26 protein-coding genes are annotated in these 24,504 nt (G+C 70.6%); 15 read left to right on the forward strand and 11 right to left on the reverse strand.

Annotated elements, in window-relative coordinates:
* Positions 1-10 precede the first annotated feature (10 nt).
* Entirely contained in the window at positions 11-769 is a 759-nt protein-coding gene (locus tag VNT59_RS15905; protein WP_325499814.1) for an endonuclease/exonuclease/phosphatase family protein, read from the reverse strand.
* A 202-nt stretch (positions 770-971) separates the two neighbouring features.
* Here VNT59_RS15905 and VNT59_RS15910 point away from each other — a divergent pair, with 202 nt between their 5' ends.
* Positions 972-1,511 carry an acyloxyacyl hydrolase gene (locus VNT59_RS15910; RefSeq protein WP_325499816.1) on the forward strand — a complete coding sequence of 180 codons (540 nt, stop codon included), beginning with the start codon at positions 972-974 and terminating at the stop codon, positions 1,509-1,511.
* A gap of 123 nt (positions 1,512-1,634) precedes the next feature.
* Positions 1,635-2,069, forward strand: coding sequence for a hypothetical protein (locus VNT59_RS15915; RefSeq protein WP_325499818.1), 435 nt, complete (start codon positions 1,635-1,637; stop codon positions 2,067-2,069).
* A gap of 65 nt (positions 2,070-2,134) precedes the next feature.
* On the opposite strand, the gene VNT59_RS15920 is transcribed toward VNT59_RS15915, so the two are convergent.
* Entirely contained in the window at positions 2,135-2,641 is a 507-nt protein-coding gene (locus VNT59_RS15920) for a Spy/CpxP family protein refolding chaperone (RefSeq protein WP_325499820.1), read from the reverse strand.
* A gap of 197 nt (positions 2,642-2,838) precedes the next feature.
* Here VNT59_RS15920 and VNT59_RS15925 point away from each other — a divergent pair, with 197 nt between their 5' ends.
* The gene (locus VNT59_RS15925; protein ID WP_325499822.1) at positions 2,839-3,234 is read left to right on the forward strand and encodes a hypothetical protein; all 396 of its coding nucleotides are present in this window, start codon (positions 2,839-2,841) and stop codon (positions 3,232-3,234) included.
* A gap of 12 nt (positions 3,235-3,246) precedes the next feature.
* Here VNT59_RS15925 and VNT59_RS15930 read toward each other — a convergent pair whose 3' ends face one another.
* From VNT59_RS15930 to VNT59_RS15940, 3 genes are read right to left on the reverse strand one after another with little or no spacing between them, the layout of a single operon-like run.
* Positions 3,247-4,125 carry a pirin family protein gene (locus tag VNT59_RS15930; protein WP_325499824.1) on the reverse strand — a complete coding sequence of 293 codons (879 nt, stop codon included), beginning with the start codon at positions 4,123-4,125 and terminating at the stop codon, positions 3,247-3,249.
* A 60-nt stretch (positions 4,126-4,185) separates the two neighbouring features.
* A complete protein-coding gene (gene cueR, locus VNT59_RS15935; protein ID WP_325499826.1) occupies positions 4,186-4,617 on the reverse strand; it encodes a Cu(I)-responsive transcriptional regulator in 432 nt (143 codons plus the stop codon).
* A 7-nt stretch (positions 4,618-4,624) separates the two neighbouring features.
* Positions 4,625-4,822 carry a heavy-metal-associated domain-containing protein gene (locus VNT59_RS15940; protein WP_325499828.1) on the reverse strand — a complete coding sequence of 66 codons (198 nt, stop codon included), beginning with the start codon at positions 4,820-4,822 and terminating at the stop codon, positions 4,625-4,627.
* 147 nt (positions 4,823-4,969) lie between these two features.
* Between VNT59_RS15940 and VNT59_RS15945 the strand changes: the two genes are divergently transcribed.
* Positions 4,970-7,165, forward strand: a complete 2,196-nt coding sequence (locus tag VNT59_RS15945) for a heavy metal translocating P-type ATPase (RefSeq protein WP_325499830.1) — start codon at positions 4,970-4,972, stop codon at positions 7,163-7,165.
* 15 nt (positions 7,166-7,180) lie between these two features.
* Here VNT59_RS15945 and VNT59_RS15950 read toward each other — a convergent pair whose 3' ends face one another.
* A complete protein-coding gene (locus tag VNT59_RS15950; RefSeq protein WP_325499833.1) occupies positions 7,181-8,293 on the reverse strand; it encodes an alkene reductase in 1,113 nt (370 codons plus the stop codon).
* Between the two features lie 161 nt (positions 8,294-8,454).
* Positions 8,455-9,063, reverse strand: coding sequence for a glutathione transferase GstA (gene gstA / locus VNT59_RS15955; RefSeq protein ID WP_325499836.1), 609 nt, complete (start codon positions 9,061-9,063; stop codon positions 8,455-8,457).
* 81 nt (positions 9,064-9,144) lie between these two features.
* Here gstA and VNT59_RS15960 point away from each other — a divergent pair, with 81 nt between their 5' ends.
* The 3 genes from VNT59_RS15960 (at position 9,145) to VNT59_RS15970 (ending at position 12,970) form a co-directional block, all read left to right on the forward strand.
* On the forward strand, positions 9,145-10,410 hold the full coding sequence (locus tag VNT59_RS15960; RefSeq protein ID WP_325499838.1) for an AsmA family protein: 1,266 nt from the start codon (positions 9,145-9,147) through the stop codon (positions 10,408-10,410).
* 105 nt (positions 10,411-10,515) lie between these two features.
* A complete protein-coding gene (locus VNT59_RS15965) occupies positions 10,516-11,361 on the forward strand; it encodes a transglutaminase family protein (RefSeq protein WP_325499841.1) in 846 nt (281 codons plus the stop codon).
* Between the two features lie 154 nt (positions 11,362-11,515).
* Entirely contained in the window at positions 11,516-12,970 is a 1,455-nt protein-coding gene (locus VNT59_RS15970) for an aldehyde dehydrogenase (RefSeq protein WP_325499844.1), read from the forward strand.
* A gap of 165 nt (positions 12,971-13,135) precedes the next feature.
* Here VNT59_RS15970 and VNT59_RS15975 read toward each other — a convergent pair whose 3' ends face one another.
* The gene (locus VNT59_RS15975) at positions 13,136-13,414 is read right to left on the reverse strand and encodes a YkgJ family cysteine cluster protein (protein ID WP_325499847.1); all 279 of its coding nucleotides are present in this window, start codon (positions 13,412-13,414) and stop codon (positions 13,136-13,138) included.
* Positions 13,411-13,992 (reverse strand): NAD(P)H-dependent oxidoreductase, encoded by a 582-nt coding sequence (locus VNT59_RS15980; protein ID WP_325499849.1) that lies wholly within the window; start codon positions 13,990-13,992, stop codon positions 13,411-13,413. Before VNT59_RS15980 ends, VNT59_RS15975 begins: the two co-directional genes overlap by 4 nt.
* Before the next feature lie 138 nt (positions 13,993-14,130).
* On the opposite strand from VNT59_RS15980, the gene mnmG reads away from it, so the two are divergent.
* From mnmG to VNT59_RS16010, 6 genes are all read left to right on the forward strand, one after another.
* A complete protein-coding gene (mnmG, locus tag VNT59_RS15985; RefSeq protein ID WP_325499851.1) occupies positions 14,131-16,083 on the forward strand; it encodes a tRNA uridine-5-carboxymethylaminomethyl(34) synthesis enzyme MnmG in 1,953 nt (650 codons plus the stop codon).
* Positions 16,084-16,103: 20 nt separating this feature from the next.
* Positions 16,104-16,757: a 16S rRNA (guanine(527)-N(7))-methyltransferase RsmG gene (rsmG, locus tag VNT59_RS15990; protein ID WP_325499853.1), complete on the forward strand. Its 654-nt coding sequence runs from the start codon at positions 16,104-16,106 to the stop codon at positions 16,755-16,757.
* Positions 16,758-16,786: 29 nt separating this feature from the next.
* On the forward strand, positions 16,787-17,401 hold the full coding sequence (locus VNT59_RS15995; RefSeq protein WP_325499856.1) for a LysE family transporter: 615 nt from the start codon (positions 16,787-16,789) through the stop codon (positions 17,399-17,401).
* A gap of 2 nt (positions 17,402-17,403) precedes the next feature.
* Positions 17,404-18,174: an AAA family ATPase gene (locus VNT59_RS16000; RefSeq protein ID WP_325499859.1), complete on the forward strand. Its 771-nt coding sequence runs from the start codon at positions 17,404-17,406 to the stop codon at positions 18,172-18,174.
* 26 nt (positions 18,175-18,200) lie between these two features.
* Complete coding sequence (locus VNT59_RS16005; protein ID WP_325499862.1) at positions 18,201-18,740, forward strand: RBBP9/YdeN family alpha/beta hydrolase; 540 nt, start codon at positions 18,201-18,203, stop codon at positions 18,738-18,740.
* Positions 18,741-18,810: 70 nt separating this feature from the next.
* Positions 18,811-19,791 carry a ParB/RepB/Spo0J family partition protein gene (locus VNT59_RS16010; protein ID WP_325499864.1) on the forward strand — a complete coding sequence of 327 codons (981 nt, stop codon included), beginning with the start codon at positions 18,811-18,813 and terminating at the stop codon, positions 19,789-19,791.
* On the opposite strand, the gene VNT59_RS16015 is transcribed toward VNT59_RS16010, so the two are convergent.
* Positions 19,788-20,798, reverse strand: a complete 1,011-nt coding sequence (locus VNT59_RS16015) for a LysR family transcriptional regulator (RefSeq protein ID WP_325499866.1) — start codon at positions 20,796-20,798, stop codon at positions 19,788-19,790. The two genes, VNT59_RS16010 and VNT59_RS16015, sit on opposite strands and share 4 nt — an antisense overlap.
* Before the next feature lie 108 nt (positions 20,799-20,906).
* Here VNT59_RS16015 and VNT59_RS16020 point away from each other — a divergent pair, with 108 nt between their 5' ends.
* Complete coding sequence (locus VNT59_RS16020; RefSeq protein WP_325499868.1) at positions 20,907-21,893, forward strand: tripartite tricarboxylate transporter substrate binding protein; 987 nt, start codon at positions 20,907-20,909, stop codon at positions 21,891-21,893.
* Positions 21,894-21,901: 8 nt separating this feature from the next.
* Positions 21,902-22,924, forward strand: coding sequence for a 4-hydroxythreonine-4-phosphate dehydrogenase PdxA (locus VNT59_RS16025; RefSeq protein WP_325499870.1), 1,023 nt, complete (start codon positions 21,902-21,904; stop codon positions 22,922-22,924).
* A 4-nt stretch (positions 22,925-22,928) separates the two neighbouring features.
* Here VNT59_RS16025 and VNT59_RS16030 read toward each other — a convergent pair whose 3' ends face one another.
* Positions 22,929-24,353, reverse strand: coding sequence for an FAD-binding oxidoreductase (locus VNT59_RS16030; RefSeq protein WP_325499872.1), 1,425 nt, complete (start codon positions 24,351-24,353; stop codon positions 22,929-22,931).
* Positions 24,354-24,504: the final 151 nt, after the last annotated feature.

A 24,504-nucleotide genomic window follows, 5' to 3' on the forward strand; every position in this document is an offset into this window, starting at 1 on the left:
GGCGTCGTGCTCACAGGTGGATCTCCGCGGCGAGCGGGGCGTGGTCCGACAGGTGCGACCACGGGCGGCGCGGCAGCACCACCGGCAGGTGCACCGAGGCGTTGCGCACGTAGATGCGGTCCAGCGCCAGCAGCGGAAAACGCGCCGGAAAGGTCTTGGCCGGCTCGCCGTAGGCGGTGACGAACACCTCCTTCAGGCCGGCGTCGCGCCACAGCAGATCGTGGGCGCGGCGGCGCCAGTCGTTGAAGTCGCCGGCGACGATCAGGGGCGCGCGCTCCGGCACCTCGGTGCGCACGATCTCGCACAGCAGCTCCAGCTGCTGCTGGCGGTGCGCCTCGGCCAGGCCCAGATGCACGCAGATCGCATGCACTTCCTGCGCGTGGCCCGGCACGTCGACGACGCAGTGCAGCAGGCCGCGCTTTTCCGGGCCGGCGATCGACACGTCGTGGTTCTGGTAGTGCAGGATCGGGAACTTGGACATCACGGCGTTGCCGTGATGGTGCTTGGGCGAGACGACGTTGCGCCCGTACGCGTACTGCGGCCAGATCTCGTCGGCGAGGAATTCGTAATGGGGCGCGCCGTTGATGGTGCGGCCCTCTTCCTCATGGGTGCCGAGCACTTCCTGCAGGAACACGATGTCGGCGCCGACCGTGCGCACGGCATCGCGCAGTTCGGGCAGGATGAACTTGCGGTTGAAGCTGGTGAAGCCCTTGTGGGTGTTGACCGTCATCACGGTCAGCGCCGGGACGGTGGCCACGGTTTCGGTCATGTGTTCTGGCTGGTGCTCGCGATGGTCAGTTTTTGTACTGCCGGGCTCGCGACGGGGGTGTAGGACGGCGCGCAGACTTCTTGTCGCTCTCGCCGGCGCGCTGGCGGCGGCCCACGGCGTGCGCGAATGGGAGTAGATTTCCGGTGGCTGAGCGGCGCGCATCCCTTGCCTGGCCGCAGCCGCCCGGCCTCGCGACACCACCATGACCATCCGATCCCTGCTGCTTTCCACCGGCGCGCTGTTCGCGCTGTCCGCCGCCGCGGCCGACCTGCGCCCCGGCGGCATGTTCGTGCAGGCGGGCGCGGGCGACAGTGCCACGAAGGCCGTGTCGATCGGCGCGGTGTGGCCGTGGGCATGGCAGCGCGATGTCGGCCCGGGGCGCATCGGCGGCTACACCGAGGCCTATGTCAGCCACTGGCGCGCCAGCGACAATGGCCAGCGCGTCGACTTCACGCACCTGGGCCTGGTGCCGATGCTGCGGTACCGCTTTGCGGCCGGCGCGTCGCCGTGGTTCGTCGAAGGCGGCATCGGGCTGACCTTCATGGATCGGATGTTTCGCGCCAGCGACAAGCAGTTCAGCACGCGCTTCAACTTCGCCGACGTGGTCGGCGTGGGGCGCAGCTTCGGCGAGCAGCAGCGACAGGAGGTGACGCTGCGGCTGACGCACTTCTCCAACGGCGGGGTCAAGCACCCGAACCCGGGGCTGAACATGGTGCGGCTGCGCTACGGCTGGATGTTCTAGCCGGGCCGGGACGTCCTACAGTCGGCTTGGTGCCTGTCCGATAAGCACGGGCCGGACATCGTCCTATGGTCGTCCGACGCCTCCGCCGGAGGTCGCCAGCTTGAACGCCAAGGAGGATCCCACATGAACAAGTCCAAGCATCTCTCCATCCTCGCCGCCGCCCTGCTCGCCATGGGTGCGGCCCATGCGCAGAGCACCTCGGCCAGCGGCAGTTCGGACCTGCCGCCGAAGGCGGGTGAAGCCAGCACGCAGACCCGCGGCGTGCCCAACCAGGCCACCACCAACTCGCCGGTGACCGAGGCGCCGGTCGCCGCCAAGGACCAGATCCGCGAGGATGCGCACGGCCTCAGCAACGCGTCGGTGACGACGCCGGTGCCGGGCAAGGCGGGCGAGGCCACGACGATGGTGCACGGCCGGCCCAACGCCGATCCGAACGAACAGGTCGCGAAATCGCGGGCCGACGTGCGCGCCGAACTGCTGGCACGGCGCGGGCTGTATGAGTCGGTGCGGCACAACGCGCAGCAGATGGGCTACACCGGCGCGGTCGGCCCGCAGTAGCCGGGGCCAGCCCATGAAGAAAGCCTGTGCGCGAGCACAGGCTTTATCGTTGCTGCGCCTGGCGTTCAGCCGTGGTGCGGGCCCCAGCCGCCGTGCCGGCCGCGACCGCCACGCTGCAGCGCGAGCGCGTCGAACGCCTTCTGCTGGGGCGGGGTCAACGCCGCGTAAAACGCCTTGGTGGCCTCGCCGCGACGATCCATTTCGGCGGTGCGGGCCGCCCGCAGCGCACGCATCCGGTCGATGCGCTCCGGGGTGCTGAGCTGCGCCCAGGCGCCGGGAGCTGGACGTTGCACGTCGGCCGGCCGGCGGCTGGCGATCCAGGTGTTCCAGGCGTTCTCCTGGGCCGGCGTGATCTGCAGGATCTGCTTGAGCGCAGCCTGGCGCTGGGCGCGGTGCTCCTGCATGCGGGCCATGTGCTCCTGCATCATGGGGCGGCCGCCCATGGGCGCGGCGTTCGGCGCCGCGGCGGCGCGCGGCGCCACCACTGCCGGCTGCGGCGGCGTCTGGGCCCCAGCCGCCAGGCCGAGGAGAGCCAGCGCGGCGGCGGCGATGAGCTGCTGTCGGAGTTTCATGAGGCTTCCTTTCTGCTTCCCGGACCGGCGGGCGAAGGCCCGCGGTGACGATCAGTGTGCATCCGCTGTGTTTCCCGGCGTTGGCGCGCAGGTAGCCGACGTGTAAAGCTCGCCACCCACTGTGGGAAGGTTCCTACCGCAGTTGACGCGGGTTGGCCCACAGCCGGCCGGCGCCCGGCATTCCACCATGCAGTGGAATGCAAACCAAGGAGCACCTCATGATGTACCGCAATCTGCTGCGTGCCGCAACGCTCGCGGCTGCGCTCGGCGCGGGCTGCGTGCTCGCGCAGACGACCGGAGGCCAGACGCCGCCGGCCACGCCCGGCGTTGCGCCGGTGGTCAGCGACGTCGCGCCGCCCCCGGCTGAGGATCGCGCCAGCACCGGCGCGGTGGTATTGGAGAACTCGCTGGTGCGCGCACAGCGCGAGCATGCCTTCGAGCGCTCGGCTTCGCGCACCGGCGTCGCTTCCATCGGGCGCGGCGTGCTGCGGGCCACGATGCGCCAGCAGACCGAGGCCGACCTCGCGGCCGTGCGCCTGAACGAGGCGCTCGAGCTGCAGGGCCGCGGCGCGGCCAGCCTGAATCAGCGGTAGCGCCAGGGCAGCTCAGCCCAGGCGGCCGCTCTGGAAGTCCTGGACTGCCTGCAGCAGTTGCTCGCGCGTGTTCATGACGAAGGGTCCGTATTGCGCGATCGGCTCGCGCAGCGGCTGGCCGGCGATCAGCAGCGCCCGCGCCGGCGTTTCGCCGTTGGCTGCCGAGCGCAGCACCACGCCGTCGCCCTGCTGGCCGAGGACCGCCATCGACTGCCGCGGCACCGGCGTCGCCTGTCCGCCGGCATCCAGCACCTCCACCTGGCCGCGGTAGACGCACAGGAAGGCGTTGTGGCCGGCCGGCAGCGGCTGCCGGAATTCGATCGCGCCCGGCGGGAAGTGCAAGTCGAGGTACAGCGGCTGCGTGCGCTCGCGCTGCACCGCGCCGGCCACGCCCTGGCTCTGGCCGGCGATGACCCGCACCAGCACGCCCTCGGCGGTCGTGAACTCGGGAATCTCCTCGCTCGCGATGTCGCGGTACCAGGGGTCGCGCAGCTTGTCGCTGGCCGGCAGGTTCAGCCACAGCTGGAAGCCTTCCATGCGGCCGTTCTCCTGTTCCGGCATCTCGCTGTGGACCAGGCCGCGCCCGGCCGTCATCCACTGCACGCCGCCGTTGCGCAACAGGCCCTCGTGGCCGGCGCTGTCGCGATGCCGCATGCGGCCCTCGATCATGTAGGTCACGGTCTCGAAGCCCCGGTGCGGGTGGTCGGGAAAGCCGGCGCCGTAATCCTCGGGGTCGTCGCTGGCGAAGTTGTCCAGCATCAGGAAGGGATCGAGCCGCTGCTGCAGGTCGGACGTGAGCACGCGCGTGAGTTTGACGCCGGCGCCATCCGAGGTGCGCTGGCCGGTGACGAGCCGCTCCACGCGGCGCGGCTGCTGGAGGGTCTGGTTCATCGGCCGATTACACAGCACGGGCCAAGCCCCTGCCCGCCTCGGGTGCAAGGAGCGCGGGGGCTAGGGATGGTCGTCGTGCAGGCCGGCGAGGTCGTCCAGGATCGGACAGTCCGGCCGCTCGTCGCCTTGGCAACAGTAGATCAGCTGGTCGAGTGCGCGCTGCATGGCCTGCATCGCGGCGATCTTCTGCGACAGCTCGTCGGTGTGTTTCTGGGCGATGCGCTTGACGCTGCTGCTGGCGCGGCGGCGATTGCGCCACAGGCCGACGAGCTCGCCGATGTCGCTCATCGCGAAGCCGAGCTCGCGGGCGCGCTTGATGAAGCGCAGCGTGTGGACGTCGGCCTCGCCGTATTGGCGGTAGCCGCTGTCGGTGCGGCCCACCGCCGGCAGCAGGCCCAGCGTTTCGTAGTGCCGGATCATCTTGGGCGTGACGCCCGACATGCGGGAGGCCATGCCGATGTTGACTGGCCAGGCGAGGGCGGCGGCGTTCATCGCTCGCTCAGGCGGCCACCTCGTAGCCTTCCTCGGCGATCGCGCGGGCGATCGCTTCGCGGGGCCGCGTGGTCTGCACCTCGACCTTGCCGGCCGGCCGGTCGATCGTCACCTGGGCCTGGGGGTCGACGGACTGCACCGCCTGGGTGACCGCCCGCTCGCAATGGCCGCAGGTCATGCCCTGCACGTTGAAAATCTGGTTCATATTGCGCTCCTGTCGGTTGATCGAAGAATAGCTTGAACCTTGTCACCGTGGGAAGGTCAACCGCGGGCCCTGCGACCGTGCCGGGCCGAGGGTTGATGCAGATCAAGACTTGACCTTCCTACGATGGCAAGGTCCATTCTCCGACCCATGAACTCGAGCACCGCTGCGCCCACCCTGGACCTGCCGATCGGCGGGATGACCTGTGCCTCGTGCGTGTCGCGGGTCGAGCGCGCCTTGCGCAAGGTGCCCGGCGTGCAGGAGGCCACCGTCAACCTGGCCACCGAGTCGGCACGGGTCACCTACGCCCCGTCCGAACAGATCGAGGCGCGGCTGCGCCGTGCGGTGCGCGATGCCGGCTACGAGCCGCGCACGGTCGCCGCGGCCGAGGCGCCGGAGGCGTCGCCCTGGGCCGGCTTCGCGCCCGTCGCCGCCGGGCTGCTGCTGTCGGCGCCGCTGCTCGCGCCCATGCTGGCCCAGCCGCTGGGCCTGCACTGGATGCTGCCGGCATGGCTGCAGTTCGTGCTGGCGACCCCGGTCCAGTTCATCCTCGGGGCCCGCTTCTACAAGGCCGGCTGGCACGCGCTGAAGGCGCTCGCCGGCAACATGGACCTGCTGGTGGCGATCGGCACGTCGGCCGGCTGGGGCCTCTCGGTCTGGCTGTGGCTGAGCGCCGGAACCGATCACCTGTACTTCGAGGCTTCGGCGGTGGTGGTGACGCTGGTGCTGCTGGGCAAGTGGCTGGAAGCCCGCGCCAAGCGCCAGACCACCGCGGCGATTCGCGCGCTGCACGCGCTGCAGCCGGAGATCGCCCACGTGGTCGGACGCGGCGGCGCTGAGAGCGACGTGCCGGTGGCGGAGGTGCTGACCGGCGACCGGCTGGTGGTCCGGCCGGGCGAGCGCGTGCCGGCGGACGGTGTGGTCGAGCAGGGCGAGACCCAGGTCGACGAATCGATGCTGACCGGGGAGCCGCTGCCGGTGGCCAAGGCCGCGGGAACCAAGCTCACCGGCGGCAGCATCAACGGCGAGGGCCGGGTGGTGATGGCCGTCACGGCCGTCGGGCAGGAGACCGTGCTGGCGCGGATCATCCGGCTGGTCGAGGACGCCCAGGCCGCCAAGGCGCCGATCCAGCGCCTGGTGGACCAGGTCTCGGCGGTGTTCGTGCCGGTGGTGCTGCTGGTCGGGCTCGCGACCCTGCTGGGCTGGCTGTGGGCCGGCGCCGGCGTCGAGGCCGCGCTCATCCCGGCGGTGGCGGTGTTGGTGATCGCCTGTCCCTGCGCGCTCGGGCTGGCGACGCCGGCGGCGATCATGGCCGGCACGGGAGTGGCGGCCAGGCATGGCATCCTGATCAAGGACGCGCAGGCACTGGAGATCGCGCACCGGGTCGATACGGTGGCGTTCGACAAGACCGGCACCCTCACGGTCGGCCAGCCGCGGCTGGCTGCCTTCGTGCCGGCGCCGGGGGTCGACGAAACCGATGCGCTGGCGGCGGCGGCGGCGCTGCAAAGCGGCAGCGAGCACCCGCTGGCGCGCGCCGTGCTCGCCGCGGCCACCGAGCGCGGCCTGGCGTTCGGCCCGCCCGACAGTGCCCGGGCGGTCCCCGGCCGCGGCACCGAAGGCCAGGTCGGGCCGCGCAGCCTGCTGCTGGGCAGCTTGCGCTGGATGGAGGAGCTGGGCGTCGCCCCGGGCGCGCTGCAGGATGCGATACCGCAGATGCAGGGCGAGGGCGCGACCCTGTCGCTGCTGGCGGAGCGCCGCACCGAAGGGCTGGCGCCGCTGGCGCTGCTGGCCTTCGCCGACGAACCCAAGGCCGGCGCGCGCGAAGCGCTGGCTGGGTTGCGCGCGCGCGGCCTGCGGCTGGTGCTGATTTCCGGCGACAACCGGGCGGCGGCGCTTGCGATGGCCGCGCGGCTGGGCCTGCGCGACGACGAGGTGCTGGCCGAAGTGCTGCCCGGCGAGAAGGCGGCGCGGGTGGCTGCGCTGCGGCAAGGCGGCCACCTGGTCTGCATGGTGGGCGACGGCGTGAACGATGCGCCGGCACTGGCGGCCGCCGACGTCGGCATGGCGATGGCGACCGGCACCGACGTCGCGATGCATGCGGCCGGCATCACGCTGATGCGGGGCGACGTGGCGCTGGTCGGCGGCGCACTGGACATCTCGCACCGCACCGTGCGCAAGATCCGGCAGAACCTGTTCTGGGCCTTCGCCTACAACGTGGCCGGCATCCCGCTGGCGGCGCTGGGCTACCTCAATCCGGTGATTGCCGGGGCGGCGATGGCCCTGTCGAGCGTCAGCGTGATGTCGAACGCCTTGTTGCTCAAGCGCTGGCGGCTGCGGCGCGCTTGAGAGGGTGGCCGGTCTTCAGGCGGTCTTCTTCAGCGCCGGGTAATCGGTGTAGCCCTTGGCGCCGCCGCCATAGAAGGTGGCCTTGTCCCATTCGTTGAGCTGCGCGCCGGCGCGCAGCCGTTCCACCAGGTCCGGATTCGAGATGAAGGCCTTGCCGAACGCCACCAGGTCGGCGCCATGGGCGAGCGCGGCCTCGGCCATGGCCTTGTCGTAGCCGTTGTTCACCATCCAGGCGCCCTTGCCGCCGGCCGAACGGTAGGCGTTGCGCAGGGCGGCATAGTCGAACGGGCGCTCCGCGATCTCGCGCGGTCCGCCGGTGGCGCCCTCGATGACGTGGATGTACGCCAGCCCGAGCGGCGCCAGCTCGCGCACCACGTACTCGAACAAGGGCTGCGGGTTCTCGTCCTCGACGTCGTTGGCCGGCGTCACCGGCGACAGGCGCACGCCCGTGCGGCCGCCGCCGACCTCGCCGACGACCGCCCGCATCACCTCCAGCAACAGCCGCGCGCGGTTCTCGATCCGGCCGCCGTAGTCGTCGGTGCGCTTGTTGGCGCCGGTCTTCAGGAACTGGTCGAGCAGGTAGCCGTTGGCGCCATGCACTTCGACCCCGTCGAAGCCGCAGGTGCTGACGGCATGGCGGGCCGCATGGCGGTAGTCGTGCACGATGCCGGGCAGCTCGGTCGGGTCGAGCGCGCGCGGCTCGGAGGTGGCGACGAAACTGCCGACGCCGTCCTTGATCAGGTAGGTCTTGGTGTGCGCGGCGATCGCCGACGGGGCCACGGGCGCCTGCCCCTCGGGCTGCAGGTCCACGTGCGAGACGCGGCCGACGTGCCAGAGCTGCACGACGATGCGGCCGTCGCGCGCATGCACCGCCTGCGTCACCTGCTTCCAGCCGTCGAGCTGCTCGGTGCCGTACAGGCCAGGCACGTCGGCGTAGCCCTGGCCCTGGGCGCTGATCGCGGTCGCTTCCGTGATCAGCAGTCCGGCGCTGGCGCGCTGGGCGTAGTACTCGGCCATCAGCGGCGTGGGAATGGCGCCGGGCGCGCGATTGCGGGTCAGCGGCGCCATGGCGATGCGGTTGGGCAGATGCAGTTTTCCCACCTGGATGGGATCGAACAGGCTCGGCATGCAGGGCTCCTTGATGTTGGTGTGCGGTGCTACGAAGGAGGTTATTCGCCTCGCGGAGTTCTGGCCCATTGCACGGCGTTGCAGTTTGCGCCAGCGCAAACTGTTCCCGAGAATCGGCCCGGCGCGCTGCGCGACGATGCGCCCCCGGCACCCGCCGATGCCTACTTGAGCAACCCTTCGACCCGGAGCGCTTCCTGCACGGCGGGGCGCGCCGTCACGCGCTCGTGGTGCGCCGCGAGGTTGGCCAGCGCGCCGATGTCGACGCTCATCGGCTTGCTCCAGCGCGTGACCACGTACAGGTAGCCGTCGGCCACGGTGAAGTGGTCGCCCATCAGGTACGCCTTGCCGGCCAGCTGGCCATCGACCCAGCTGAAGCGCGAAACCAGCTTGTCGCGGAAGATCTGCTTGACGTCGTCGGGGATCGCCGGGTTGAACAGCGGCGAGAAGGTCTTGTGGATCTCGGTCCCGATGAACGTCAGCCATTCCTGCAGCCGGTAGCGCGGCAGCGTGCCGTTGGCCGGCGCCAGGTTCTTCAACGGCGCCTGATCGGCCACGTACTGCACGATGGCCGGACCTTCGCGCAGCCGGGTGCCGTCGTCGAGTTCGAGCAGCGGCACGTAGCCGAGCGGGTTGATCCCGTAGTAATCGGTGCCGTCCTGCAGCTTGTGGCTCTTGGTGCTGGCCAGCACCGGTTCGAAGGCGAGGCCGGCTTCGCGCAGGGCGATGTGCGGGGACAGGGAGCAGGCGCCCGGCGAGTAGTAAAGCTTCATGTGTTGTTCTCGTGCAGTGGACAGGAGCCGCCCATGCTAGCGGCTGGCCGCTTTCCCTGCACGAGCGGCCACAATCGGACCATGAGGCGGGTGCTGAAGTGGTTGGTGGGTGGGCTGGTGGCGCTGGCGCTGCTGCTCGGGGGCGTGGCGCTGGCCTTGCAGCACTGGGTGGGCAGCGCCGACTTCCGCCAGCGGGTGGCGCAGCAGGTCAGCGCCGCCGTCGGCGTGCCGGTGGAGCTCGGGCAGATCACCGTCGACGTGTGGCCGGTGCCGGCCGTCGCCCTCGATCGGGTCCAGGTCAGGACCAAACCGGCCGTCACCCTGGAGCGGATCGAGGCGCGACCGCGGTGGGCGCCGCTGCTGCGCGGCCGGCTCGAGATCGCGACCCTGGTGGTGCGGCGGGCGGTCCTGCCGGAGCAGGCGATCGCCGTGCTGCTGGCGGGCACGCAGAAGCAGCGGGGCGCCGCGGGCGCGCCGGCCCCTGCGGCGGCGCCGGCCGCGTGGCCGCGTCGGGCCGTGCTCGACGGCGTCACCTGGGTGGCGGCCGGCGGCGGCAGCACCACCATCGACGCCCAGCTGCGGATGGACGACGACGGTCTGCCGGGCGAGGCCCGCGTCGCCGTGCGCCAGGGCAAGTTCCAGGGCGCCAAGGCGGCGCTCGAGCGGGCCGACGGCGGCTGGACGCTGCAGGCGCAGATCGGCGGCGGCACCGTCAAGGGCCAGGTGCGGCAGCAGCCCGGGCCGGCGGGCGCGATCAGCCTGCAGGCCCAGCTCGACACCAACGCCGTCGAAGTGGCGGCGCTCACCGCACCGAGCCGCACGCTGACCGGGCGCCTCGACGCCCACACCAGCCTGCGCGCCACGGTCGGCGGCGGCGTCGGCTTCGTCGATTCGCTGCAGAGCCAGACCCGCTTGAGCGTGCGCAACGCGGTGGTGCACGGCGTCGACCTGGCGCAGGCGGTCAAGACGATCGGACTCAGTCGCGGCGGCCAGACGGCCCTGGACACGCTGGCCGGACAGGTGGTGAGCCAGGGCCGCTCGCTCCAGCTGAACAACCTGGTCGCCACCTCCGGCGCGATGTCGATGACGGGGACCGTGGCGATGGCCCCGAACCGCAGCCTGAGCGGGCGGCTCTCGGTCGACCTGGCGGCGGCGGCCGCCGGTGGCGCGATCGGCGTGCCGCTGGCCGTGGGCGGCACGCTCGATGCGCCGTCGGTGACGCTGACCCGCGGCGCGTTGCTGGGGGCGGCGATCGGCACGGCGATCGCGCCAGGGGTGGGCACCGGCGCCGGCGCGAAGCTGGGGGACCGGCTCGGCGAAGGCCTGCGCAGCCTGTTCGGGAAGTAACAGCCGGCGTCCTACAGCTGGCTGGGCCGGGCGCCGATTCGCCGGCGATCCGCCGGCTGCGACGATGCGGATGCAGGCGCGGTGCCTGCGCCACCGGCTGTCGTCATGCATCTATCCACGGTCGAAACCGTGCTCGAGTACGAGGTCAAGGTCCCGACCCATTTCTGCTTCAACATCGAGGCGGCCAAGTGGCCGACCCAGCGCATCGTCAGCGAGCGGCTGGCCGTGTCCTCCGGCGTCGCGCCGCACAGGTTCACCGACGACGGCAGCGGCAACCGGTTCTTCCGCTTCGATGCGCTGCCGGGCCCGCTGCTGGTGAATTACAAGGCCGACGTGGAAGTGCATTCGCAGAGCGTCGACGAGCACCTGCCGGAGGTGCCGGTGGGACAGCTGCCCGACGACATCTTCCATTACCTGCTGCCCACCCGCTACTGCGAGTCGGACCTGCTGGGGCCGCAGGCGCAGCGCCTGTTCGGCCACGAGCCGGCTGGCATCTCGCGGGTGCGCGCGATCGTGAAGTGGGTGCACGAGAACATCAAGTACCAGCCCGGGAGCACGACGTCGACGACGACGGCGCACGAAGTGTTCGAGCAGCGCGTCGGCGTCTGCCGCGATTTCGCGCATGTGGGCATCACGCTGTGCCGCGCCCTCAACATCCCGGCGCGCATCGTGGTCGGCTACGTGTGGTTCGACGAGCCGCCGCAGGATTTCCACGCGATCTTCGAGGCCTGGCTGGGCGGCCGCTGGGTGCTGTTCGATGCGACCGGGATGGCGCCGGTCGATCGCCTGGTGCGCATCGGCACCGGGCGCGATGCCAAGGACGTCGCCTTCAGCACCTTCTTCGGTTCGGTGCAGATGACGCGCAAGGAGGTCAACGTGCTGGAACACGAGCCGCGCGCGACGGCGGACAGCGGCGCGGCGGTGGTGGAGCTGGCCGCGGTCGGCGGCTGAGGGGCACGGCGGCCTCGGCCCGGCCCGCGGTGGGCGCCGCCATGGGGCGCGATGCCTGAGGCGGTGACCGGGCCGCGCGCTTGGCGCACACTACGCCGCCTGGGCCGCGGCCGCACCGGCGCGCGGGCCCCTGCCGCCACCCACTGGAGCCCCCATGTCCGACCTCTCGATGCTGATCAATGGCCTGCAAGTCAACGCCGAAAAGAACGCCACGTTCGAGCGCCGCAACCCGCTCGACGGCAGCGTGGCCACCCGGGCGCCCGCCGCCTCGCCCGCCGACGCCGTGCGGGCGGTGGAGGCGGCCGCCGAAGCCTTCAAGACCTGGCGCGACACCGGCCCCGGCGAGCGGCGCATGCTGCTGCTGAAGGCGGCCGAGAAGATGGAGGCGAAAGGGTCGCAGTTCGCCGCCGCGGTGGCCGCCGAAACCGGCGCCACCGGCATGTGGGCCGGCTTCAACGTGATGCTGGCCGCCGGCATGGTCCGCGAGGCGGCGTCGCTGACGACGCAGATCGCCGGGGAAGTGATCCCCTCCGACGTGCCCGGGTCGCTGGCCATGGGCGTGCGCCAGCCGGCTGGCGTGGTGGTCGGCATCGCGCCATGGAACGCGCCGATCATCCTGGCGGTGCGCGCGGTGGCGACGCCGCTCGCGTGCGGCAACACGGTGGTGCTCAAGGGTTCGGAGAACTGTCCGCGCACGCACCAGTTGATCGTCGAGGCCTTCCAGGAGGCGGGCTTTCCGCCCGGCGTCGTCAACTACGTCACCAACGCGCCGGCCGACGCCGCTGCCGTCGTGGAGGCGATGGTGGCCCATCCGGCCGTGCGCCGGGTGAACTTCACCGGCTCGACCAAGGTCGGGCGTCTGATCGCGCAGACCTGCGCCAGGTACCTGAAGCCGGCCGTGCTGGAGCTGGGCGGCAAGGCGCCGCTGCTGGTCCTCGACGACGCCGACATCGACGACGCGGTCAATGGCGCCGCTTTCGGCTGCTTTGCCAACAGCGGCCAGATCTGCATGTCGACCGAACGCATCATCGTCGACGAGAAGGTGGCCGACGAGTTCGTCCGCAAGTTCGTCGCCAAGGCGCGGGCCTTGCCGCTGGGCGACCCGCGCGGCGCCGACCCGGTGGTGCTGGGCAGCGTGATCGGCATGGGCACGGTGCAGCATTGCAACGCGCTGATCGACGACGCGCTGGCGCAGGGCGCCCGGCTGCTGTGCGGCGGCCGCGCCGACACGACCCTGATGCCGGCGACCGTGCTGGATTACGTCACGCCGCAGATGCGGATCTATCACGAGGAAACGTTCGGGCCGGTGAAGGCCGTCGTGCGCGTGCCGGACACCGAAGCGGCGATCGCCTGCGCCAATGACAACGAGTACGGCCTGTCGGCGGCCGTGTACGGCCGGGACATCGCGCGGGCGTTCAATGTGGCGCGCCGGATCGAGTCGGGCATCTGCCACGTCAACGCGCCGACGGTGCACGACGAGGCGCAGATGCCGTTCGGCGGCGTCAAGGGCAGCGGGATGGGCCGTTTCGGCGGCAGGGCCGGCATCGCGGAGTTCACCGACCTGCGCTGGATCACCGTCCAGACTTCGCCGCGGCACTATCCGTTCTGAATCGGACGATCACCCCAACGCCGAGGACGCAAACGGGGCGCGAAGGACGCAGAAAATTGCAGAAGAGTGGACCAACGAAAGCGCTTCTTCGTCCACTTGTTGGTCGTTTGCGTCTTCCGCCGGTCTCTGCGCCCTCTGCGTTCGGCCGTTGGGTTTGAATTCGCTTCAAGGCTGCGTCAGCAGCTCCAGGCGGGCGAGGTATTGCAGCGCGCCGCCGGCATCGGTGCCGCACATCTCTGGCGAGGGCCGCAGCTGCGAGCACACGGCCGGGCGCTGGGGATGGCCGAAGAGGCGGCAGCGTTGCCGTTCGTCCAGCTGCACGCACCGCACGCCCGCCGGCTTGCCGTCCGGCATGCCCGGGATCGGCGACGTGATCGACGGCGCGATGCAGCAGGCGCCGCAGCCGGCGCGGCACGGAGTGCTATCAAAAACGGAGCGCGTCATTCAGCATTCATGCGGATTGCAGCCCACAGCAACTGATCGATGACGGCTTGGACGCTGGCCCGCGCGGCTTCGCTCGCGAGGCCGCCGTCGGAATCGAACGCCTCCGCCGCCCGCGACAGCCCGAAGGTCGTCGGCGCCACCCAGCAGTGCAGGTTGAACAGCAGCGGCACCAGGTGGCTCTGCGAGCGCAGCCCGCCGAGCGCCCCGGGCGAGGCGCTGAGAACGCCGGCGACCTTGCCGCGCGTGGACCGGAAGCCATCGCCCCAGACCGGATCGCCCTGGACCGGACTGGAGATCCAGTCGAAGGTGTTCTTCACCAGCGCCGGGTAGCTGGCGTTGTATTCGGGCGTGCAGACCAGCCACGCCGGATGCTCGAAAAAGATCTGCTTGAGCTTCAGGACGTCGGCCGGCGTGCCCCGCGCCTCGAGGTCGGCGTTGTACATGGGCAGCTCGAAGTCGGCCAGTTCGAGATGGGTGACCTCCGCACCGGCCTGGGCGGCGAGCCGGGCGGCCACGCTGGCCAGCTTGCGGTTCCAGGAGCCGAGGCGGGTGCTGCCGGCAAAGACGAGGAGCTTCATGGCCTGATTGCACCACAGCACTGCGAGGCCATGGCTGCGCGGGTGCTTTGGCGGGCAGCCTGCGCCGGCGGGTCGCGGCCGGTAAAATCGACGCCCCTGTCCCCAGCGCCGCCGCCGCCCGGCCCGCGGCCCCCGCCCATGCTCTATCCCCAGGAATTCGACGTCATCGTGATCGGCGGCGGCCACGCCGGGACCGAGGCCGCCCTGGCCGCGGCCCGCATGGGTTGCCGCACGCTCCTGCTCAGCCACAACATCGAAACGCTGGGCCAGATGAGCTGCAATCCGTCGATCGGCGGCATCGGCAAGGGCCACCTGGTCAAGGAGGTCGACGCCCTCGGCGGGGCCATGGCGATCGCCACCGACGAGGCAGGCATCCAGTTCCGCATCCTCAACGGCTCCAAGGGTCCGGCGGTACGGGCGACCCGGGCCCAGGCCGACCGCGTGCTGTACAAGGCGGCGATCCGGCGGCGGCTGGAGAACCAGCCCAACCTGATGCTCTTCCAGCAGGCGGTGGACGACCTGATGGTGGAGGGCGACCGGGTCGTCGGCGCCGTCACCCAGGCCGGCATCCGCTTTCGCGGTCGCGCCGTGGTGCTGACCGCTGGCACCTTCCTCGACGGCAAGATCCATGTCGGCCTCAGCAACTATTCCGGCGGCCGCGCCGGCGATCCGCCGGCCGTGTCGCTGTCGGCGCGGCTGAAGGAGCTGCGGTTGCCGCAGGGCCGGTTGAAGACCGGCACGCCGCCGCGCCTGGACGGCCGGACCATCGACTTCAGCCAGTGCGAGGAGCAGCCTGGCGATCTCGACCCGGTGCCGGTGTTCAGTTTCATGGGCGACGCCGCCATGCATCCGCGGCAGGTGCCGTGCTGGATCACCCACACCAACGAACGCACCCACGAGATCATCCGCTCCGGCTTCGACCGCAGCCCGATGTTCACCGGCAAGATCGAGGGGGTGGGGCCGCGCTACTGCCCGAGCGTCGAGGACAAGATCAACCGCTTCGCCGGCAAGGACAGCCACCAGGTGTTCCTCGAGCCGGAAGGACTGACGACCAACGAGTTCTATCCCAACGGCATTTCCACCAGCCTGCCGTTCGACATCCAGTACCAGCTGGTGCGCTCGATGAAGGGACTGGAGAACGCCCACATCCTGCGGCCGGGCTATGCGATCGAATACGACTTCTTCGATCCGCGCTGCCTGCGGCGCAGCTTCGAGACCAGGCAGATCGGCGGCCTGTTCTTCGCTGGACAGATCAATGGCACCACCGGTTACGAGGAAGCCGCTGCCCAGGGCCTGTTCGCCGGCGTCAACGCGGCGCTGCACAGCCAGGGGCGCGAGCCCTGGGTGCCCGGCCGCGAGGAGGCCTACCTGGGCGTGCTGGTCGACGACCTGATCACCAAGGGCGTGACCGAGCCGTACCGCATGTTCACCAGCCGGGCCGAGTTCCGGCTCCAGCTGCGGGAAGACAACGCCGACATGCGGCTGACCGAGGCCGGCCGCCGGCTCGGTCTGGTCGACGACGCGCGCTGGGACCGTTTCAACCGCAAGCGGGACGCTGTTTCACGTGAAACACAGCGCCTGCGTTCGGTGTGGGTCAATCCGCGCACCCTGCCGGCCTCGGAGTCCGAGCGCGTGCTGGGCAAGGCGATCGAACGCGAGTACCACCTGGCCGACCTGCTGCGCCGGCCGGACGTGAGCTATGCGGCGCTGATGTCGCTGAACGGCGGCGTCTATGCCAGTCCCGACACCTCGGTCGAGGCCCTGGGCGCATTGCGCGAACCGGTGATCGAGCAGATCGAGATCGCCGCCAAGTACGCCGGCTACATCGAGCGGCAGAAGGACGAGGTGGAGCGGGCGGCCGCCTATGAGCAGCTGAAGCTGCCGGCCGATCTCGACTTCATGCAGGTCGAGGCGTTGTCGATCGAGGTCCGCCAGAAGCTGAGCCAACACCGGCCCGAGACCCTCGGCCTGGCCTCGCGCATTTCCGGGGTCACGCCGGCCGCCATCTCGCTGTTGCTGATCCATCTGAAGAAGCACCGCTTCAAGGGCTTTGCCGAGGCGGCGAACCAGGGCGACAAGGCGGCCGCTTGAGTCCGAACGCCGTTGCCGCCATGGACCGGCCGGGGCTCGATCGGGCGCTGCGTGCCGGCGCCGACGCGCTCGCCATCGGGCTCGACGACCGGCAGGTCGAGCAGCTGCTCGACTATCTCGAGCTGATCCAGAAGTGGGGCCGGGTCTACAACCTGACCGCGGTGCGCGCGCCGGCCGAGATGCTGACGCAGCATCTGCTCGACAGCTTGGCGGTGGTGCCGCCGCTGCTGCGCCGGACGCAGGGCAGGGCGCTGCGTGTGCTCGATGTCGGCTCGGGCGCCGGACTGCCGGGTGTCGTCCTTGCCATTTGTCGGCCCGAGCTGCGGGTCGACTGCGTCGACACGGTGGCCAAGAAGGCGGCATTCATCCAGCAGGTTGCCGCGACGCTGCAACTGCCGAACCTGCGGGGGCTGCATGACCGGGTCGAGCGGCTCGCCGGTCCCTATGACGTCGTGACCTCGCGGGCCTTCGCGTCGCTGGCGGATTTCGTCGGCTGGTCGGCGGCGGCGCTGGCGGCTGACGGCGTCTGGCTGGCGATGAAGGGCAAGCGTCCGGACCAGGAGATCGCCCAGCTGCCGCCGGCGGTTGAATTGTTTCACGTGGAACAGCTGGCGGTACCCGGGCTCGACGCCGAACGCTGCATCGTGTGGCTGCGGCGGCGCGCCGTAACGTAAACTCGGCCATTCACTCCGGGGGTTGTGCAGTGTTCGGCGTAGCAGACTACGGCGCCTTCGTGGCCGCGGTCATCATCTTTCTGGCGATCCCCGGCCCCGGCAACCTGGCGCTGATCACGTCCACCAGCAAGGGTGGGATCGCCGGCGGACTGGGCGCCACCCTGGGCGTCATTGCCGGCGATCAGGTCCTGATGTGGGCCGCGGTGGCCGGCCTGGCGGCCCTGCTGCTGGCCTATCCGGCCGCCTTCCACGCCGTCCAGTGGCTGGGCGCCGGCTACCTGGCCTGGCTGGGCGCGAAAATGCTGCTGGCCAAGCCCGGCGCCAAGCCGATCCTGCACATCGAACCGCGCCACTATTTCAAGCAGGCGGCGCTGATCACCCTGCTCAATCCCAAGGCCATCGTGTTCTACATGGCCTTCTTCCCGCTGTTCGTCGACCCGGCGCGTCACCAGGGGGCGCTGACCTTCGGCGCCATGGCGCTGACCATCGCCACGCTCACCTTCCTGTACGGCCTCACGGTCGTGCTGCTCACGCACTTCCTCGCGGCCCGCCTGCGCGCCAACCCGATCGTCGGACGCGTGCTGGAGAAGGTCGCCGGGCTGTGCCTCCTCGGCTTCGGCATCAAACTGGCGATCTCCCGCTGACCATGGCAAAAATCTTCTGTGTGGCGAACCAGAAAGGTGGAGTCGGCAAGACGACGACCACCGTCAACCTGGCGGCGGGGCTGGCGAAAGTCGGCCAGCGGGTGCTGATGATCGACCTCGATCCGCAGGGCAACGCGACCATGGGCTCCGGGGTCGACAAGCGCCAGCTCAAGCTCACCGTCTACGACGTGCTGCTGGAATCCGCGTCGGTGGCCGAGGCGAGGGTGCGCAGCGACAAGTGCGGCTTCGACGTGCTGGGCGCCAACCGCGAACTGGCGGGGGCGGAAGTCGAACTCGTCGACATCGAGCGGCGCGAGCAGCGCCTGAAGCAGGCGCTGGCCATGGTCGACGCCGACTACGACTTCATGCTGATCGATTGCCCGCCCTCGCTGTCGATGTTGACGCTCAACGGCCTGTGCGCGGCGCATGGCGTCATCGTGCCGATGCAGTGCGAATACTTCGCGCTCGAAGGCCTCACGGATCTGGTCAACACCATCAAGCAGGTGCACGCCAACCTGAACCGCGATCTCAAGATCATCGGCTTGCTGCGGGTGATGTTCGATCCCCGCATCACGCTGCAGCAGCAGGTGAGCGAGCAGCTGAAGGAGCACTTCAAGGACAAGGTGTTCGACACCGTGATCCCGCGCAACGTGCGGCTGGCCGAGGCGCCGAGCTATGGACTGCCCGGGGTCGTATTCGATGCGGCCGCGCGCGGCAGCACCGCGTATGTGGACTTTGCCTCCGAGATGGTCGAGCGCATCAAGACGATGTGACCGGCCGGCCCGAACTTGCGTTCCACGTGAAACCATCCAACGTCCTCGTCCTCCCCGGCTGGCATGGCAGCGCCGCGCCGCACTGGCAGGCCCGCTGGGTGGAGCGCCACGGGTACCGCCTGGTCGAACAGCACGACTGGGAGCGGCCGCTGCGCGGCGACTGGCTGGCCCGGCTGGAAGACATGGTGCTCGACGCCGACGAGCCCGCCGTGCTGGTGGCCCATGGCCTGGGTTGCATCCTGGCGGCGGCCTGGTCGGCCACCTCGCGCCACCGCTCGCGGGTGAAGGCCGCCCTGCTGGTCGCCCCGCTCGACGTCGAGCGCGACGAGTTCCGGGGGCGCCTGCCGAGCTGGGCGCCGATCGTCCTGGAGACGCTGGCTTTCACCAGCGTGCTGGTCGCGAGCGCGGACGATCCGTGCTGCGGATTCGAGCGGGCCCGCCTGCTGGCCAGCGCCTGGGGCGCGCAACTGGTGCACCAGCCCGCCAGCCAGCACCTCAATGCGGATTCGCATCTTGCGAGCTGGCCCGAAGGGCATGTGCTGCTGCAGGACCTCATGAAAGACTGAAGATGAACAGCCACCACCACCACCGACGACCGGCCGCCAGCTGCACGCCCCAACCACAGCAGGAGCGCGCATGGTGACCAGGAAACCCAAGGGCCTCGGCCGCGGACTCGAAGCCCTGCTCGGCCCCACCGCGTCGGAGGCGGGCAGCGACAGCGGCGGCACCAACCCGGGGCAGCCGGCCTCCTTGCTGCTGGCCGACATGGTCCCCGGCGTATACCAGCCGCGCACCCGCATGGACGAAGGCGCGCTGTACGAGCTGGCCGAGAGCATCAAGGCGCAGGGGATCATGCAGCCGATCCTGGTTCGCCGGCTGAGCGACGAACAGTCCAGGCTGCGCCGGGCCGAACTGGAAGCGCAGGGTTCGGCCCCGGCTTCGGCCGGCGGCGGCGAGCGCCCCGTGTACGAGATCATCGCCGGCGAGCGCCGCTTCCGCGCGGCCCGGCTGGCCGGGCTGGACAGCGTGCCAGTGCTGGTGCGCGACGTGCCGAACGAAGCGGCCGCGGCGATGTCGCTGATCGAGAACATCCAGCGCGAAGACCTCAATCCGCTGGAGGAGGCCCACGGCCTGCAACGCCTGGTCAAGGAGTTCGGGCTTACTCACGAACAGGCGGCGCAGGCCGTCGGCCGCTCGCGCAGCGCCGCCAGCAACCTGTTGCGCCTGCTCAACCTGGCGGAGCCGGTGCAGACCATGTTGATGGCGGGCGACCTCGACATGGGCCACGCGCGGGCGCTGCTGGCGCTGGAACGCGCGGCGCAGATCACGGCCGCCAACCAGATCACGGCCAGGAAGCTGAACGTGCGGCAGGCCGAGAGCCTGGTCAAGAAGATCGGCGCCGAGTTCAACCTGGTATCGCCCAAACCCAAGAAGGAGAAGTCGCGCGATCTGCGCCGCGTCGAAGAGGAGCTGTCGGACCTGCTGACGGCCGAGGTCGAGGTGCGGGTGAAGAAGCGCGTCAAGCGCAACGGCCAGATCGAGGACATGGGCGAGCTGGCGATCCAGTTCGGCTCGCTCGATGAGTTGAACGGGCTGATCGACAAGCTGCGCGGCTAGCCAGGCTCCGCATACAGCGCGTCGCCGGCCGCGGGAGGTGTTCGGGCCGGGGCCGGCCCGCGCCGCGCGAGCTCGCTCACCTCGCGCCTGAAATCCGCCGCCGCCGGCGACAGCGCGCGCTGCCGCCGCGTGATCAGGTGGATCGAGGGCACCCGCAGCGGCAGCGCCACCGGGAGCACCGCCAGCACGCCGAGCCGCGCGTAATGGTTGGCCAGCGAGGCCGGCATCACCGCCGCCATGTCCGAGCGCTCCAGCAGCGCGGTGGTCAGGATGGTCGACGCCGTCTCGGTGATCTGCAGCCGCACGTGGATGCCCGCCTCGTGCAGCGCGGCTTCGAAGCGGTGGCGCTGCGGCGAACCCGGCGGCTGCAGGATCCAGGGCCACTGCGCCAGCTGTTCCAGGCTGATAGCCTGCTGCCGCAGCAGCGGATGGCCCGCCCGCACGACGGCCACCTGCGCCTCGCCCAGCAGCGGCTCGCCCTCGAATTCGTCGTCGTGGCTGCCGGCGGTGAGCCGCCCCAGCATCAGGTCCACCTCGCCGCGCGTGAGCTGCGCCAGCATCACGTCGCTGGTGTCGACCACCACCGACACCGCCACCCGCGGGTGCCGCCGCTGGTAGGCGGCCAGCGCCGGCGCCACCAGTTCCGGCACCGCCCCCGGGACGCTGCCGACGCGCAAGGTGCCGTGCAGGCCGGTGGCGAGCGCCTGCAGCTCCTGCCGCGCCAGGCCGAAGTCATTGCGCATTTGCCGCGCATAGCGGATCAGCACCTCGCCGTGGGCGGTCGGCTCCATGCCGCGCGGGCGGCGGGTGAAGAGCCGCACGCCCAACGCATCTTCGGCCTGCAGCAGCAGCTTGGTGGCGGCCGGCTGGCTGATGTTCATGGCGGCCGCGGCCCGGCCCAGGCTGGGTTCGGCGCCCAGCTCGGCGAGCAGCATCAACTGGCGCGTGCGCAGGCGCAGGAACAAGGGGGCATCGCGCGCCGTGAAGCTCATCTGGGCTCGGACCAACACATGTTCATTCGTATATGGATTGTTCGCGCATTTCGATTGGCGATGGATGGCAAAGACCCTTACCCTGCCGTGGCGCGGCCGTCCCGCGCGAGATGGAGACACAAAGTGAAAACGACTTTTCCGCTCCCGCGAAGGGCGCTGCTCGCCGGCGCCGCCGGCGCGGCGCTCGGCCTCGCGTTTCCGGCGCTGGCCCAAGGCTGGCCCGACAAGTCGCTGCGCATCATGGTCGGCGCCTCGCCGGGCGGCGGCACCGACATCCTGGCGCGCCTGCTGGCCGACAAGTTCGGTCCGGCCCTCAGGCAGACGGTGGTGGTGGAAAACCGCCCCGGCGCCTCCAACACCATTGCCGCCGACATGACCGCCCATGCAGCCGCCGACGGCACGACCTTGCTGCTGGCGACCAACACCGGCCAGGCCGTGGCGCCGCACCTGCTCAAGCTCAAGTACGACCCGCTGAAGGACCTGCAGCCGATCGGGCTGGTGGCCGTGATGCCCAACGTGCTCGTGGTGCCGGCCACGGCCCCGTACCGCAGCGTGAAGGAACTGCTGGCGGCCATGCTGGCCCGGCCCGGCGACTTCAAATACGCGTCCTCGGGCGTGGGCAGCACCCAGCACGTGGCCGGCGAAGCGTTCAATCTCGCGACCGGCGCCAGGAGCATCCACATCCCGTACAAGGGCAGCTCGCAGGCGCACATCGACATCATCGCGGGCCAGGTCGACATGATGTTCGACAGCACCTCGTCGGCGATGTCGCAGATCAAGGCCGGCAAGTTCCGGCCGCTGGCGATCGCCGCCGAGCGGCGCTCGCCCGAGCTGCCCGACGTCCCGACGCTCGCCGAGCAGGGCATCGCCGGCGCCGACGTGCAGACCTGGTATGGGCTGTACGTGACCGCCGGGACGCCGCGCCCGGCCGTGGAGCGGCTGAGCGCCGAGCTGGCGCGGGTCCTGAAGCTGGCCGACGTGCAGGGCCGCATCAAGGGCCTGGGCGGCGAGATCAACGCGCTGTCGCTCGACCAGTTCGCCGCGATGAACCGGGCCGAATACGAGCGCTACGGCAAGCTGGTGCGCGACGCCAACATCAAGGCCGAATGAAGGACCGCATGAACCACGGCACCAAACGGGCGCGCATCGCCGCGCTGCTCGGCGACCCCAGCGGCATCGGCCCGGAAGTGATGGTGAAGCTGCTGGCGCGCGAGGCCAATCGGGCGGCGGCCGAGATCCTGCTGATCGCCGATCCGGCGGCGCTCGCGTCCGGACAGCAGATCGCCGGCGCGCCACTCGAGGCGCTGCGGGTCGACCGGCTCGAGGATGTGCGCTTCGAGCCCGGCCGGGTGACGCTGCTCGCGCAGGACGTGCTGCGCGGCGATCCGCCGGCGCTCGGCGAATGCCGCGCCGCCTCCGGCCGCGCCGCGCTGCAGGCGCTGGACGAGGCCACGCGCGCGGTGCAACACGGGCTCGCCGACGCGATCGTCTTCGCGCCGCTGAACAAGCACGCGCTGCGCCTGGGCGGCATGACGCACGAGGACGAACTGCGCTACCTGCAGGAGCGCTTCGGCGTGCGCGGCTTCGTCTGCGAGTTCAACATCACCAAGGGGCTGTGGACCTCGCGCGTGAGCTCGCACGTGCCGCTGCGCGAGGTGGCGCGGCTGGTCACGCGCGAGAGCGTCGGCAACGCCGTCGCGATCATCGACGGCGCGCTGCGGCAGTCCGGCATCGCCGTGCCCCGCATCGCGGTCAGCGGCTTGAATCCGCACGCCGGCGACGGTGGCTCGATCGGCAGCGAGGAGATCGAGATCATCGAGCCGGCGGTGCAGGAACTGCGCGGCCGCGGCCTGGACGTGCGCGGGCCGTACTCGCCCGACACGATCTTCCTGGCGGCGCGGCGCGGCGACTTCGACGCCGTGGTGTCGATGTACCACGACCAGGGCCAGATCGCGATGAAGCTGATGGGATTCGACGAAGGCGTCACGCTGCACGGGGGCCTGCCGGTGCCGGTGGCCACCTGCGCCAGCGGCAGCGCGTTCGACATCGCCGGCCGCGGCGTGGCGAAGATCGGCGGGCTGCAGGCCGCCTTCGACCTGTGCGCGCGGATGGCCGCGCGCCCGCCGGCCAGCGCCGCCTGACGGATCAGAGCGAGAAGATCTTCCCCGGGTTCATGATGTTCTTGGGGTCGAGCGCGCGCTTGATGGTGCGCATCAGCTCCACCGCGCCGGCGCCGGCCTCGGTCACCAGGAAGTCCATCTTGTGCAGCCCCACGCCGTGCTCGCCGGTGCAGGTGCCGCCCAGGCTCAGCGCGCGCGACACCAGCTGGACGTTCAGCTGCTCGGCGACCTCGCGCTCCTGCGGCTTGGTCGGATCGAGCAGGTAGCCGAAGTGGAAGTTGCCGTCGCCGACGTGGCCGACCAGGAAGTACGGAATCCCGCTCGCGTCGGCCTCGCGCACCGAATCCAGCAGGCAGTCGGCCAGGCGCGAGATCGGCACGCAGGTATCGGTGGAAATCGCGCGGCAGCCCGGGCGCGACTGGATGGCCGCGAAGTACGCGTTGTGGCGGGCGGTCCACAGCCGGGTGCGCTCCTCGGGCGTCGTCGCCCACTCGAAGGCATTGCCGCCGTGGTCGGCGGCGATCTCCTGCACGATCTCCGCCTGCTCCTTGACGCCGGCGGGCGAGCCGTGGAATTCCATCAGCAGCATCGGCTCTTCGCGCAGGCCGAGCTTGCTGTGCGCGTTGACCATGCGCACGCCGTTCACGTCGATCAGCTCGACGCGCGCGATCGGCACGCCCAGCTGGATGATCTGGATCGTCGTGCGCACGGCGGCCTCGATGCTCGGGAACGAGCAGATCGCCGCGGAGATCGCTTCGGGCAGCGGATACAGCCTGAGGGTGATCTCGGTGATGACGCCGAGCGTTCCTTCGCTGCCGATGAACAGGCGCGTCAGGTCGTAGCCGGCGCTCGACTTCTTGGCCCGGGTGCCGGTGCGGATCACTTCGCCGCTGGCCGTCACCACTTCGAGGTTCAACACGTTGTCGCGCATCGTGCCGTAGCGCACGGCATTGGTGCCGCTGGCGCGCGTGGCGCTCATGCCGCCGATGGTCGCGTCGGCGCCGGGGTCGATCGGGAAGAACAGGCCCGTGCTCTTGATCTCCTCGTTCACCTGCTTGCGCGTGACGCCCGGCTGCACGGTGACGGTGAGGTCTTCCGGATTGACCGACAGCACCTTGTTCATGCGGCCGAGATCGAGGCTGATGCCGCCCTGCACCGCGAGCAGGTGGCCTTCCAGCGAGGAGCCGACGCCGAACGGGATCACCGGCACTTCGTACTGGCTCGCCAGCTTCACCGCGTCGGCGACGTCCTGGGTGCTTTCCGCGAACACCACGGCGGCCGGCGGCGGCGCCTCGAAGGAAGACTCGTCGCGGCCATGCTGCTCGCGCACGGCGAGCGCCGTGGAACACTGCGCGCCGAAGCGCGATTTCAGCGCGTCGACGAGGGCGGCCGGCACGTTGCGCTGCCGGATCTCGGGGATGAGGTGGGAAGTGGCGGTGGGGGCGTTCATGGCATCTCCAGGGGAGCCGTCCAGTGTAAGGGCTGCGCCCCGGCGCGCCCCGGTCCGCGCCGCCGGCCGTCTGCGCGCGGGCGCCCCGGCGTGACTATTGCCCGTCCCGGAGGCGGCCCCGTGACGGCCCGCGGCAGCGCGCCGGATCCGG

This window comes from Ramlibacter sp. (assembly GCF_035554825.1).
In the GTDB taxonomy this organism is placed as follows: domain Bacteria; phylum Pseudomonadota; class Gammaproteobacteria; order Burkholderiales; family Burkholderiaceae_C; genus Ramlibacter.